Annotated in this window: 13 protein-coding genes; 7 read left to right on the forward strand and 6 right to left on the reverse strand. The window is 67.1% G+C overall.

What is annotated here, in order from left to right; translation table 11 throughout:
- Window positions 1-24 precede the first annotated feature (24 nt).
- Entirely contained in the window at window positions 25-462 is a 438-nt protein-coding gene (locus tag LKD76_RS03210) for a MarR family winged helix-turn-helix transcriptional regulator (RefSeq protein ID WP_227979431.1), read from the forward strand.
- 10 nt (window positions 463-472) lie between these two features.
- Here LKD76_RS03210 and LKD76_RS03215 read toward each other — a convergent pair whose 3' ends face one another.
- Genes LKD76_RS03215 through LKD76_RS03225 form a run of 3 tightly spaced genes read right to left on the reverse strand, consistent with a single transcriptional unit; the run spans window position 473 to window position 1,781 of the window.
- A complete protein-coding gene (locus LKD76_RS03215; RefSeq protein ID WP_227979432.1) occupies window positions 473-976 on the reverse strand; it encodes an SLOG cluster 4 domain-containing protein in 504 nt (167 codons plus the stop codon).
- Entirely contained in the window at window positions 973-1,431 is a 459-nt protein-coding gene (locus tag LKD76_RS03220; protein WP_227979433.1) for an SRPBCC family protein, read from the reverse strand. Before LKD76_RS03220 ends, LKD76_RS03215 begins: the two co-directional genes overlap by 4 nt.
- Window positions 1,428-1,781 (reverse strand): ArsR/SmtB family transcription factor, encoded by a 354-nt coding sequence (locus LKD76_RS03225; protein WP_227979434.1) that lies wholly within the window; start codon window positions 1,779-1,781, stop codon window positions 1,428-1,430. The genes LKD76_RS03220 and LKD76_RS03225 overlap by 4 nt, the downstream gene beginning before the upstream one ends.
- A gap of 814 nt (window positions 1,782-2,595) precedes the next feature.
- On the opposite strand from LKD76_RS03225, the gene LKD76_RS03230 reads away from it, so the two are divergent.
- The 4 genes from LKD76_RS03230 (at window position 2,596) to LKD76_RS03245 (ending at window position 7,720) form a co-directional block, all read left to right on the forward strand.
- Window positions 2,596-3,228: a TetR/AcrR family transcriptional regulator gene (locus LKD76_RS03230; protein WP_227979435.1), complete on the forward strand. Its 633-nt coding sequence runs from the start codon at window positions 2,596-2,598 to the stop codon at window positions 3,226-3,228.
- A gap of 48 nt (window positions 3,229-3,276) precedes the next feature.
- The gene (locus LKD76_RS32080) at window positions 3,277-5,073 is read left to right on the forward strand and encodes an NAD-binding protein (protein WP_227979436.1); all 1,797 of its coding nucleotides are present in this window, start codon (window positions 3,277-3,279) and stop codon (window positions 5,071-5,073) included.
- A gap of 38 nt (window positions 5,074-5,111) precedes the next feature.
- On the forward strand, window positions 5,112-5,972 hold the full coding sequence (locus tag LKD76_RS03240; RefSeq protein WP_227979437.1) for an alpha/beta hydrolase family protein: 861 nt from the start codon (window positions 5,112-5,114) through the stop codon (window positions 5,970-5,972).
- Between the two features lie 119 nt (window positions 5,973-6,091).
- Window positions 6,092-7,720: an MFS transporter gene (locus LKD76_RS03245; protein ID WP_227979438.1), complete on the forward strand. Its 1,629-nt coding sequence runs from the start codon at window positions 6,092-6,094 to the stop codon at window positions 7,718-7,720.
- A 17-nt stretch (window positions 7,721-7,737) separates the two neighbouring features.
- Here the strand turns inward: LKD76_RS03245 and LKD76_RS03250 are convergent, their stop codons facing one another.
- The 3 genes from LKD76_RS03250 to LKD76_RS03260 all read right to left on the reverse strand — a co-directional run bounded on the left by LKD76_RS03250 (window position 7,738) and on the right by LKD76_RS03260 (window position 10,599).
- On the reverse strand, window positions 7,738-8,151 hold the full coding sequence (locus LKD76_RS03250; RefSeq protein ID WP_227979439.1) for an SHOCT domain-containing protein: 414 nt from the start codon (window positions 8,149-8,151) through the stop codon (window positions 7,738-7,740).
- Window positions 8,152-8,175: 24 nt separating this feature from the next.
- Window positions 8,176-8,388, reverse strand: coding sequence for a three-helix bundle dimerization domain-containing protein (locus tag LKD76_RS03255; protein WP_227979440.1), 213 nt, complete (start codon window positions 8,386-8,388; stop codon window positions 8,176-8,178).
- Window positions 8,389-8,514: 126 nt separating this feature from the next.
- Window positions 8,515-10,599, reverse strand: a complete 2,085-nt coding sequence (locus LKD76_RS03260) for a prolyl oligopeptidase family serine peptidase (protein WP_227979441.1) — start codon at window positions 10,597-10,599, stop codon at window positions 8,515-8,517.
- 142 nt (window positions 10,600-10,741) lie between these two features.
- Between LKD76_RS03260 and LKD76_RS03265 the strand changes: the two genes are divergently transcribed.
- Window positions 10,742-11,764 carry a dipeptidase gene (locus LKD76_RS03265; RefSeq protein ID WP_227979442.1) on the forward strand — a complete coding sequence of 341 codons (1,023 nt, stop codon included), beginning with the start codon at window positions 10,742-10,744 and terminating at the stop codon, window positions 11,762-11,764.
- Between the two features lie 194 nt (window positions 11,765-11,958).
- Entirely contained in the window at window positions 11,959-13,362 is a 1,404-nt protein-coding gene (gene lpdA, locus LKD76_RS03270) for a dihydrolipoyl dehydrogenase (RefSeq protein WP_227979443.1), read from the forward strand.
- Window positions 13,363-13,376 lie beyond the last annotated feature (14 nt).

Genomic DNA, 13,376 nt, shown 5'->3' on the forward strand with positions numbered 1-13,376 from the left:
CCATCGCTGAAGTAGACTTTCCTCGTGGCGACCGGAGAGTACGAGCTGACCACTGCGTTCGGCGGGCTGTATCGCCGGCTCGGCGCTGTCTACTGGCAGGTTGCCCGGCGATTCGGGCTGACGTCGCAGCAGGTCGAACTGCTGTGCCAGCTGCACGATCAGCGGCCTTCCTTCGGCGAGCTGGCGACCATGCTCGGCTGCGACAAGACGAATGTGACCGGTATGGTCGATCGCCTGGAGCGCCGCGGTTTCGTTGCCCGGGAGCCGGATTCGGAGGATCGCCGGATCACCCGGGCGGTGCTGACCGAGGAGGGGCTGGCACTGCGTGGTGAGATTCGGGTGGCGCTGCGGGAGGAGTTCGACAGCAGACTGCCGCGCCGGGGTCGCGCGGAGTTGATCGCCGCGCTCACCACCGCGGCGGCAGCCCTCTCGGCCGCTCCCCGGATGTCGGAGACTGCCTAGACTGCCTGATCTATCGGTGCTCCGGGCCGAGCCGGCGCCGGCGCAGCACCCATTCGACCGCCTCGGCCGGTGTGGTCACCGCATGGGAGCCGTCGACCTCGTCGCCGTTCGCGGTCCGGATTCGCCAGCCGTGCAGTGAGGCGATGGGAAGCGATCGTCGGTGGTTCGCGAGCGCCAGTTCCGACAGCGTCCCCCATGAACCGCCGATGACCACGACCGCGTCGGCGGAGTGGATCAGGATCGCGTTGCGGGCCTCTCCCATGGCGGTGAACAGCACCGCCGACAGACCGGCGCACGTCGCGTCCCGATCGGTATCCGGGCGCACGCCGATCACCAGTCCGCCTGCGCTCGCGGCTCCTTCGGCGACCGCGGCCATGACGCCGGTGCCGCCGCCACACAGCACGGTGGCACCGGACTCGGCCAGAAGGCGGCCGACCTCGCGGGCGTCCCGGGCCTCGGCGCCGGTGCATTCGCTTGGTCCGCAGACGGCGATCTGCGGCGGCGGGATCGTCACCGGTGCGACAGCTCCCGCAGGCGTTCACCCAGCGCGGTGAGTTGATCGCCGGTGCCCTCCTCGCGCCATTCGGGCTTCTCGTGACCGTCGAGGTACGCGCCGTGTTCGGTGAGGGTCAGCCGGGTGCCGGCCGCGGTTCCGTCGAATTCCACGGTGGTCAGCGACACCGTGACGACCTCGCCGTCGACCCCCATGGTGGAGGTGTAGACGATACGTTCGCCGGGGACGATCTCCTGATACGTCGCGGTGAACGCCATGCGCTTACCGTCGTGCACGCCGGAGGCGATCTCGTTGCCGCCGACGCGGAAGTCGAGTTCGTGATCGCCGCCGGGCGAACTGAACCATTCCGCCTTCCGCCGTGGCTCGGCCCAAGCGCCGAAAACGGTTGCGGGAGTGACGGGGTACTCACGCTCGAGCGTGAAGGTCGAGTGGATCAGGGTGTGGGCGCCGGTCATTGAGAGTCCTCGGGTTCGGGGGTGGTGGGATGTTCGGCCAGGGTCGCGCCGAGTGCGTCCAAGCGGCGTTCCCAAGGGGTTCGCCGCGCGTGCAACCAATCCTCGGCCGGGCGCAGTGCGTCGGGCACCAGCCGGCAGGTCCGCACCCGGCCGACCTTCTCGGATCGGATCAGGCCGGCATCCTGCAGTACCTGGAGGTGTTGCACGACCGCGGCCAGGCTCATATCCAGCGGCTCGGCCAAGGTGCTGACCGCCGCGGGACCGGCGCCGAGCCGCTCCAGCAGATATCTGCGAGTGGGATCTGTGAGCGCCCGAAAGATCTGATTCAGCCGCTCCGATTGGTTAAGCACTTACTTAAGTGTACGAGTCCGGCCGAAATAGTCAAGAGATGACTCGAGTATTCGTCGCGGTGGCGATCCGAGGTGCGCGCGCCGACGATGTCGGCGGCGAGAACTGTCATGGCGTCGTCGTTGTCCTTGCGCGTCCAGGCTCGTGAACAGGCCCCGAACGGACCGGGGGCCGGCTCGATCGGGTCGCCACCGATCGCTGTCTGAACGCCCGCCGGACGGTCCGCCGCCGGTCGGTCGACGGTCAACCCTCGGAGGCGCTCGAATTGCCGGGAGGAACGCCGCCCGGGCGCCGGTTTCCTCCCGCTTTCGCGGCCGTGGATGTCGAGGCGGTCGTCGCGCGCTCCGCGGCGACGCCCGGCCGGCCATGCCGTCGTGGCCGCACGAGTATCCGGCGCGGGCAACCATCGCCGAATTCCTTCGCGGAATTCGGCGTTTCCGTGGTGTGGAGATCCCGGGCGGATTGCTGTCGGTCACCCGTGGCCGGTCCGGGATAACCCATTCGACCCATTTCTGGTCGTCCGCGAACTCGCTTCGCTTCGAAGTCGTGATCGCGTTGGCGCCCTCGGCGTGAACAGTTCCTGGTGGAATCTTTTCCGAAATAAAACCTAGAAAATTCCTTCAAACTCTTCCGTTGCGCGGGTGGTATCGACTACCGTTCTTTTCGGCTAACCATCCGCGACATGACGAGCGCAGTCATTGCTGCTGCGCTCCGATCACAGAGACAACTTCCGGCTAACGCGCGGTGAGTCGGAGGTGTAAGCGAAGGGCCCGATCCATGACGAGGGAATCGGGCCCTTCGGTATTGTCTGGCGCAATGTCACAGGAAACGAACGCGGGCCGGATGTACGCCGGGCAGCCCGTAGAAGACCGGCAACGGCAGCGACGTGCGCGTTTTCTGGAATCCGGACTAACAGTGTTCGCCAGAGACGGGTATGCCAATAGCTCGGTCGGAGCGATTTGCAAGGATGCCGGGCTTTCCTCACGGCAGTTCTACGAGGAGTTCACCGGCCGGGAATCCCTGCTGCTGGAACTGTACGAGCAGATCGACCGCGAGTCCCGCGAGGCGGTGGTCGCCGCACTGGAGGCGCGTGCCGACGCCGGTGCCATCGAGATCATCGATGCGGGAGTGCGGGCCTACATCGAATCGATCGGCCGAGATCCCCGCAAGGCCAGGGTGGCACTGGTCGAGGTGGTCGGCGCCGGGCCGAAGGTGGAGAAGTTCCGGCTGGAGATTCGGCGCGCCTGGGGCACCCTGCTGTCCGGTGCGGCCGAGGACGCGGCGCTGCAGGGCGAGATCCCCAGCGGGGACTACGAGACCCGGATGCTGGCGATCATCGGCGCGGTGAATTACGTGGTCGACGAATGGAGCGGTTCGGAACCTCGCCGCCCGCTCGATGAGGTGATCCGGGTGTTGCGCCGTGTCATCATGGGGGCGGTCAGCGCCTGATCGGTGAAGGCTCGTGCTGCCGAACGGAATTCGCTCTAGCATCGGAATGTGAATGTTTCGCCGGGGGGCGAGCGGTCCCCGACTTTCGTTGTCTGCGGTGACAATCCGCTTGTCCACCAGCTGGCACTCCAGCTGACCACGCGGTTCGCCGATGCCACGGTGACCGTGGTGCTGCCCAACCGCAGCGGAAGCTACGTCCCGCGACTGGAAAAGCTGACCAGGGTCCGGATTCTGTGCGCGGAGCATCTCGACGAAGCGACATTGCGCGATGCCGGAGTGGAGCACGCGCGGGCGCTGGCGCTGGTGGATCAGGCGGATGTGGAGAATTTCCACGCCGCGCTGCGCGCCCACGAACTCAATCCGCGCATCCGGCTGGTGATCCGGATGTTCAATACCGGGTTGGGTTTTCGAATTCGGCGATTGTTCTCCGATTGTGTGGTGCTGTCGATCTCGGAGATGGCGGCGCCCTCGTTCATCGCGGCGGCATTGGGTGAGGATGCCCTGGATTATCTGCGGCTGGGTGAGCGCACCCTCTATGTGGCCGCTGCCGGCGATGCCCCACCGGATCAGGTGATATCCGGATTGGTCGGTGATGCCGAGGGGATTTCACTGCTGCCGGCGCGATCTCCGGTCGCCCGCGTGCTCGCCCTCGCCGAGCGGGTGCCCTATTCGCCCAGTGGTCCCCGGCGCTGGCTCACGCTGATGCGATACCTGGCCCGCCACGATCTGATCCGGCTGCTACTGGTGCTGCTGGTACTCATCGCGGCCGGCTGCATCATGATGGTGTGCATCGGAAACAGCTGGGGCACAGCGGCGTACGAGACACTGCTCGACGCCGCGGGAGCCGCGCAACCGGAACCCTCGCGCGAACCCATGTACAAACTGCTGCAGCTGGGGGTCGTCTTCATCGGATTGACGATGACACCGGTCGTCACGGCACTGGTCGTGGGCGGGGTGCTGCGCGCCCAGCTCGCGGACCATCATCCCGACCCCTCACGAATGGAAGACCACGTGGTGGTCGCCGGTCTGGGCAATGTCGGCATGCGCGTGGTCGAGCAGCTGAGCGACCTCGGCGTGCCGGTGGTCGCGTTGGACAACGACGAGAACGCGCGCGGTATCGCGCTGGCCCGCAGCCTCGGTGTGCCGGTGGTGATCGGTCAGGCCACCTGGGAGGACACACTGTTGTCGGTGGGGACGCCCAAGGCGCGGGCGCTGGTGCTGCTCACCTCCAGCGACGCCGTCAACCTCGAAGCCGCCATGCTCGGACAGTCCTACCGCGACGATCTTCAGGTCGTCATGCGGCTATCGGATGACGACCTGGCCGATCGGGTGCAGCGAACGCTCGGAAAGGCTGTGGTGCGCAGCGTATTCCAGCTCGCCGCCGTAGGATTCGCGGCCGCGGTGGTGGAGCGCCGGGTGATCGCGACGCTGTCGGTCGACGAGGACACCCTGCTGGTGGCCGAGGTCCCGGTGGAACGGGGTTCGGCCCTGTCGGGGCTGCGGATCGCGGAACTCGGACTGTCCGAACACACCCGGATACTCGCGGTGCAGACCGCCGAGGGCGAGACCCCGGAATGGCGTCCGTCATCGCAGACCCTGCTGTGCGAGGGCAATCAACTGGTGGTGGTGGCGACCCGCGTCGGCCTGAACGAGCTGCTGGAACGCGGTGCGGGCGTCGACATGGAGCCCGAATCCGACGGCGCACCGCCGACGAAGGAGGGCGGCGGCAACTCGGGCCGCGGTATCGCCCTGATCAGTGAGCGCGCGAACGCGGCCGAGGGCGCCGGGACACATACCGGGCCGGTGGCCGGTGACTCGGCCGAGTCCGACATGTTGGAACCCTGAGACCGCCGGGCGCCGGATGTGCGCGGTAGCGTGCGCATATGGAGACGATTCCGATCCAGATGCCGGACGGTTCCACGGTGCCGGTGCGGTTCGTCCCCGCACGCGGTCCCCATCGCCACCCGATCACCGCCGACACCCCGCGGCCGGTCATCGTGATCATCCCCGGCTTGGGAGTGCCCGGTGAGTACTACGGTGATTTCGCCCGCGAACTGGCGCGGCGCGGTTTCGATACGGCGATCGGCGAGCTGCGGGGTAACGGCGACAGCCGCCCGAAGCCGAGTTCGGTGAGCAGCTACGGCTACCACGAGCTGGTGTCGGTCGATTTCCCGGCGATCTTCGAAGCGGTCCGCACGCGATTCCCGGACAGTACGCCGATGCTGCTGGGGCACAGTATGGGCGGTCAGCTCGGGGTGATGTACGCGGCGCGGATCCGGGGGCGGCTGGCCGGGCTGATCCTGATCGCCTCGGGCACCCCGTACTACCGCGGCTACGGCGGGATCGCCCGCTCGGCAATGCTGGTCGGGCCCGCCGCGATCTCGCTGACCGCGAACCTGGCGGGATTCTGGCCCGGCGATCGAATCACGGCCGGCGGCTTCGGCAGACAGTCGAAGGTCCTGATCGCGGACTGGGCCCGGCTGGCCCGCACCGGCCGCTTCGTTCCGTTCGGCGCCGATATCGACTACGACGAACGTATCGCGCGGCTGGGGTTGCCTGTCCTGTCGATCACCATGGCGAAGGACGACCTGACGCCCCGGAGCTCGGCCGCACATCTGCTGGAGAAACTTCCCAAGGCGCGGGTGAGCACCTGGCACGAGCCGAAACCGCTGGGGCACAACGGCTGGATCACCGATCCCGAATCCACCGTGGACCGGATCGAGAAGTGGGTGCGCGACCTGTAACCGAGAATGCGCCGAACTCGGGCGGTCCGGTGCTTCAATTGATGGATGCGCAGGTGGACAGCCACTGGGTATCCGTGCATCGGCTCCGGTGACCCGGCGCGAATTCGATCGCGGCGGCGATGACGGTCCGGCCGGCCGCGGCCCCCGGATCCACACTCGTTCTCGCGGTGTTGGGGGCGGGGCAATTCCTGATGACCCTCGACAGCTCGGTCATGAATGTGTCGATGGCGACGGTCGCGAGCGATATCGGCACCACGATCACCGGTATCCAGACCGCTATCACGCTGTACACCCTGGTGATGGCGTCGCTGATGGTCACCGGCGGCAAAGTGGGCACGATTCTCGGCCGGCGGCGCGCGTTCGGGCTGGGATTGGTGATCTACGGGATCGGTTCGCTGGTCACCGGGTTGGCGCCCAATCTCGGGGTGCTGTTGGTCGGCTGGTCACTGCTCGAGGGAATCGGGGCCGCGCTGATCATGCCGGCGATCGTGTCCCTGGTGGCCGCGAATTTTCCCGAGGAGCGCCGGGCGGCGGCATACGGACTCGTCGCCGCGGCCGGCGCCATGGCGGTGGCGGTCGGACCGCTGGTGGGCGGCGCCGTGACCACCTTCGCGTCGTGGCGGTACGTGTTCTTCGGCGAAGTCGTTGTCGTGGTGGCGATTCTGCTGGTGCTGCGCCGGGTGGCGGATGTCGCCGCGGAGCGGGTGCGGCTGGACCTCGTCGGCTCGGTGCTGTCGGTCCTCGGCTTGGGCGCGATCGTCTTCGGAGTGCTGCGGTCCAGTGAGTGGGGCTGGGTCCGGGCGCGACCCGGCGGCACCTCGATCGCGGGCCTGTCACCGGTGATCTGGTTGATTCTGGCCGGACTGCTGGTGCTGTACGCGTTCCTGCGGTGGCAGACGCGGCTGCTCCGATCCGGCCGGGAACCGCTGATCGATCCCGGCCTGTTCGGTAACCGACACCTCGGCGGGGGGCTGGCGATGTTCTTCGCGCAGTTCGCGGTGCAGGCCGGGGTGTTCTTCGCCGTCCCGTTGTTCCTGTCGGTGGTACTGGAATTGAGTGCGCTCGAAACCGGTGTCCGCATACTTCCGCTGTCGGTCGCGTTGGTTCTGGCCGCCGTCGGAATCCCCAAGTTGCGGCCGGGCGCGAATCCGAGGCGCGTCGTGCGCCTGGGCCTCGGGGCCATGATCATCGGAATCGTGCTGCTGGCGGGCGGTATGGATCCGGGTGCGAACGCGGCCGTGGTGGCGGTGCCGATGCTGTTCATGGGGCTCGGTCTGGGAGCGCTCGCCTCGCAGCTGGGCGCTGTCACGGTGTCGGCCGTTCCGGATGAGCAGAGCGCCGAGGTCGGTGGATTGCAGAACACCGCGACCAATCTGGGTGCTTCGCTGGGAACGGCGTTGATCGGATCGATCCTCATCGCCACGCTCACCTCCGCGGTGATCGGCGGTATCGAGAACAACCCTGCGGTGCCCGCCGAGGTCTCGCAACGGGCCACCACCGAACTGGCCGATGGCGTGCCGTTCCTGTCCACCACCGCGCTTCGGCAGTCGCTCGATGCCGCCGGGGTGGCCGAGCCGACGACCGATGAGATCGTCGCGGTCAACGCCGACGCGCGCCTGGAGGCACTACAGGTCGCCTTCGCGGTGACCGCGCTGCTGGCTGTGATCGCCCTGTTCTTCACCGGCCGGCTACCGCGCCGGCCGGTGGGCTCCGCCCCGGATGCCGACGACGCATCCGGGAGCGGATAACTCACAGCGCCGTCAGCTCACAGCGCCGTCAGATTGCCTCGGTCGGCGTTGTCGTGGCCGAGTGCGCGCCGCTTGAGTTGCTCGAATTCGGCGTCGTCGATGGTGCCCGCGTCGCGCAGCGCCTTGGCGTCGGCGATCTCCTCGGCGGGCGACTTACCCGCCACCTGCCGGATGTACTCGTCGGTCGCCTGTTTGGCTTCGGCGTGGGCGTGCTGCGCGCGCACGGCCATGCCCTTGCCCCGGACGATCAGATAGACCAGTGCGGTGATGTAGGGGAATAGCACCAGCCCTATCACCCAGACGGCTTTGGCGATGCCCGACACCGTGTGGTCCCGGAACAGGTCGACGATGATCTGGAAGAGAATGATCAGATACGCCACGAAGGCGAAGATGAGGATCGTGTACCAGACGTAGTCCCAGAACGAATCCATGATGTGCTCCTCTCGAAGAACCCGCTACGGCACGGTGGTCGGCGGCGAGCAGGCCGAATCGGTGAGTCGCTGACGGGCCAGCCGTTCCACGAGTTCCGGTAGGGCCGGGGCCGGGCTTCCGCGCAGGTCGCGCAGTGCGCTCGCGACGGCCATCTCCACGCACCGGCGTGGCTGCCGGCCGTCGAACTCCGCGGCGAGTCGGTGCACGGTGGTCACATCGATCGTCGTTGTGCGCACTGCGAATTCCTGTCGTTCTCGGTCCCCGAACCGAGAATGGCAGTGCGTCAGGTCACACTCCAGAGACCAAAGGCCCGAATTCGTACGGGCCGTAGGTCCCGGATTCCGGAAAATGTCCTGGTTCGATCAGACGGTCTTCCGGTTCTCGAGCAGCATCTGGGTGAAGAATTCGTAGATCAGGGCCGACTGGAAGGCCATCTGCTTGTTGTCGGCCGCGCCGCCGTGACCGCCCTCGATGTTTTCGTGATACCAGACCGTCCGGCCCTGTGCCTCCAGCAGTGCCGCCATCTTGCGCGCGTGACCGGGGTGGACGCGATCGTCGCGGGTCGAGGTGGTGAGCAGGATCGGCGGGTACGCGCGGGCGGGGTCGGCCGCGGCCGCCACCTGATAGGGCGAGTACTTGCCGATGTAGTCCCATTCTTCGGGCTTGTCCGGGTCGCCGTATTCGGCCATCCAGGAGGCGCCGGCGAGCAGCAGGTGATAACGCTTCATATCCAGGAGCGGGACCTGACAGACGATGGCTCCGAACAGTTCCGGATAGCGGGTCAGCATCACGCCCATCAGCAGGCCGCCGTTACTGCCGCCGACCGCGCCCAACCGGTCCGCCGTGGTGATCTCGCGGGCGACCAGATCCTCGGCCACCGCGGCGAAGTCCTCGTAGACCTTGTATCTGTTGGCCTTCTGCACCTGCGTGTGCCACTGCGGCCCGTACTCTCCGCCGCCACGGATATTGGCCAGCACCCAGGTGCCGCCGCGTTCGAGCCAGCCCATACCCGCGACGCCGCTGTAGCCCGGGGTGCGCGAGACCTCGAAGCCGCCATATCCCGACATCACGGTCGGGCCCGGCGTGCCTCGCTGGTCGCGGTGGCGAATCACGAAGTAGGGCACCATCGTTCCGTCGTCGGACTTCGCGAAGAACTGTTCGGTGTCGATGCCCTCGGCGTCGAAGTAGGCCGGTTCGTGCTTGAGGGCGACCGCCGGACTGCCGACCGCGCCGGCCAGCAGGGTCGCGGGTGTGGTGAAACCGCTGGTGGTGAGCATGAATTCGTCACCGCTCTCCAGCGGATCCAGATTCATGACATTGGTGGTGGCCATCGGCGGGGTATCGGCGAGCGGTTCGCGCGTCCAGGCCCCGTCCGGGGACGGCCCAGTGCCCGGCGTGAGCACGTACAGCTTGGTCTGCACATCCTCGAGCGTGATCAGCAGCAGGTGGTTCTCGGTCCAGCCGTACCCGTGCAGGGAGGTGTGCGCGTCGGGCTCGAAGATCACCTCGAAATCCCGTGCGCCGTCGAAGAATTCGCCGATGTCGATGGCCAGGAGCGCGCCCGCCGGATAGTCGCGCCCGCCTACCTCCCACGCGGATTTCAGCTGTACGAGCAGCCAATCCTTGTACCAGGACTCGGACGCGTCGCTCGGTACGTCGATGGGGCGCAGCGTGCCGTCGGGGTTCAGCAGTGCCACCGACTCGTTGAAGAAGTCGGTGGCGCGAGCCACGTAGTGACGTTCGTATCCAGGGGTGCGGTCGTAGCCGGCGGAGACCATGACATCGCCGGGCTCGCCCTCGAATACCGTCTCCGCCTCCGACAGCGGGGTGCCCCGGCGCCAGCGCTTGGCCAGCCGCGGATAGCCGGAATCGGTGAGGCTGCCCGGCCCGAAATCGGTTCCGACATAGACGGTGTCGGCGTCGATCCAGCGCAGCTGGGATTTTGCCTCGGGCAGGTAGAAGCCGCCGTCGCCCGGTTCCCGGAACTGCCTGGTGTTCATATCGAATTCGCGCACCACCTTGGCGTCGGCGCCGCCGCGGGACAGGCTGATCAACGCCAGGTCCTGATCCGGTCGCAGGACCGCCGCCCCGCCCCACACCCAGTTCTCGTCCTCGGCGGTGGCCAGCGCGTCCAGGTCGATCAGCACATCCCAGGCCGGGTTGTCGCCGCGGTAGTCGTCGAAGGTGGTGCACCGCCACAGCCCGCGAGGATGTTCGGCATCGCGCCAGAAGTTGTAGAGCCGGCGTCCGCGCCGCGTCGGGTACGGGATACGCGTATCGGTATCGAGCATGGCGAGGATGCGGTGATCGAGGTTGTCGAACCGTTCGGAGGTGGCGAACCGCTCGATCACCACCTCGTTGTGCGCCCGAGCCCAGGACAGGGCAGGTTCACCGGTGACATCCTCGAGCCAGAGGTACGGATCGTTCGGTTGCTCGGCGCCGCTCATGGATCACATTCTGGCCTACGGGAGCGGCCGGGGAGGGGAGAGCGGTGCGCGCAACGGCTTCCGCCGCCGTGTCCCACCACGGGAATGTCGCCGAGTTCGTACAGTTGCTCACACTCCGGGATGTGCCACGAAGGGAGAACCGGTGGGGCCTGCACTGTGGGAGCAGCACTGCTGCCTGCCGGTACTTCCGTCGGCCGATATCACCGAGCTGACACGATATCCGGCGGGTTCGTACGTGTCGGTGAACGTCGGCTATTCGCTGCATTCGATGGAGGACGCGCTGGCGATGATCGCGCTGTTGCGGCGGGATGCGCTGGCGGACGGCCGGTTTCGGCTGGTGTCGACGGTGGCGGATACGCAGGTGCCCGGTTCCGGGCCCGATGCGCGGATCGCGCTGGGCTTCGATCTGGAGGATTCGCGTCCGCTGCACGGGGATCCGGACAATGTCGCGGTGTTCCACGCGCTCGGCGTGCGCTCACTGCTGCCCACCTACAACCACGCCAACGCGGCCGGTGGCGGCTGCCTGGACGCAGAGGACCGCGGACTCACTCCGTACGGCCGCGTGCTGATCCGCACGCTGGACGAGGTCGGTGTCTTCGCCGACGGTTCGCATTGCTCGCGGCGAACCGGACTCGATATCGCCGAGGCCGTGCGCGGGCCGATGATCTACAGCCACTCCAACTTCGCCGCGCTCTGGTCGCACCCCCGCAACATCGGGGACGACCAGGCTCGCGCCTGTGCGGCGACCGGCGGCGTGATCGGCGTCAACGGGGTGGGAATCTTTCTGGGCCGCAACAGAGCCGAGGGCCGGGCCGCACGCATCGAGGCCATGGCCGACCACATCGCCTACGGTGCGGAACTGGTCGGCGTGGACCACATCGGCATCGGATCGGACTTCTCCTTCGACGGTGACCAGTTCAACGCCGAGATCGCGGCGGCGCCGGAGAACTTCTCCGAGGACTACACCCGGTGGGGCCCGCTGCAGTGGGTGCCGCCGGAGGATCTCCTGGGTCTCGGCAACACCAGTGCTGGGAAGGATCCCGCCGCCGGACCGCCCGTCCCGGGCCTCGACGAGGTGCTCGCTCGCAAGGGATTCACCGCGTCCGAGCGCGCGCGGATCTTCCGCGGCAACTTCGAGCGAGTGGCGCGGCAGGTCTGGAAATAGACGGCCCAACCTGCGGGTGCGTCCATAACCCGCCACATGCCCATGACGGAGCGAGCCGCACCGGCGACCGTGCGCGGCCGGCCCGCCGTTCTCGCGTTGCCGCGTAGGCGACGAAGGAGCGAGCGGCGGTGCCCGCACGGCGGGCCGGAGGGGCCGCGAACCCGCCGGAGCGACGCGGAGGCAATAATGGCACGGTGACTTCCCACTACGATGTCGTCGTTCTCGGCGCTGGTCCCGGCGGTTACGTCGCCGCGATCCGCGCCGCTCAACTCGGCCTGCGAACAGCGATCGTCGAGCAGAAATACTGGGGTGGCGTGTGCCTGAACGTCGGGTGCATTCCGTCCAAGGCACTGCTGCGCAATGCGGAGCTGGCCCATATCTTCACCAAGGAAGCGAAGACGTTCGGTATCTCCGGACAGGCGAGCTTCGATTTCGGTGCCGCGTTCGACCGAAGTCGTAAGGTCGCGGACGGCCGGGTCAAGGGCGTCCACTTCCTGATGAAGAAGAACAAGATCGACGAGTTCGACGGGAAGGGTACCTTCACCGACGCGAACACCCTCTCGGTCGCGCTGACGAGCGGCGGCACCGAGACGGTCACGTTCGACAACGTCATCATCGCCACCGGCACCGAGACCAAGCTGCTGCCGGGCACCTCGCTGTCGCAGAACGTCGTGACCTACGAGGAACAAATCCTGACCCGGGATCTGCCGGGGTCGATCCTGATCGTCGGCGCGGGCGCGATCGGTATGGAGTTCGGGTACGTCCTGAAGAACTACGGCGTGGACGTGCGGATCGTGGAGTTCCTCGATCGCGCGCTGCCGAACGAGGACGCCGATGTCTCCAAGGAGATCACCAAGGCGTACAAGAAGCTCGGCATCACCATCTCCACCGGTGCCTCGGTGCAATCCATCGAGGACAACGGTTCCAAGGTCACCGTCTCGATCAAGGACAACAAGTCCGGTGCGGTCGAGACCGTCACGGTCGACAAGGTGCTGCAGGCGGTCGGTTTCGCCCCGCGCGTGCAGGGCTACGGGCTGGAGAACACCGGTGTGCAGTTGACCGACCGCGGCGCCATCGCGATCGACGACTACATGCGCACCAATGTCCCGCACATCTACGCCATCGGCGATGTGACCGCGAAACTGCAGCTGGCGCATGTCGCCGAGGCGCAGGGCGTGGTCGCGGCCGAGACCATCGGCGGTGCGGAGACCCTCGCGCTGGGTGACTACCGGATGATGCCGCGCGCGACGTTCTGCCAGCCGCAGGTCGCCAGCTTCGGTCTGACCGAGCAGCAGGCCCGCGACGAGGGCTACGACGTCAAGGTGGCGACCTTCCCGTTCACCGCGAACGGTAAGGCGCACGGCCTGGGCGATCCGACCGGTTTCGTGAAGCTGGTCGCCGACGCGAAATACGGTGAGCTGCTCGGCGGGCATCTGATCGGCCCGGATGTGTCGGAGCTGCTGCCGGAGCTGACGCTGGCCCAGAAGTGGGATCTGACCGTCAACGAGCTCGCGCGCAACGTGCATACCCACCCGACGCTGAGTGAGGCGCTGCAGGAGGCGATTCACGGCCTCGCGGGGCACATGATCAACTTCTGAGCGTTGACGGAACG

Origin of the sequence: Nocardia spumae (genome assembly GCF_020733635.1) — a bacterium.
Classification (GTDB): domain Bacteria; phylum Actinomycetota; class Actinomycetes; order Mycobacteriales; family Mycobacteriaceae; genus Nocardia; species Nocardia spumae.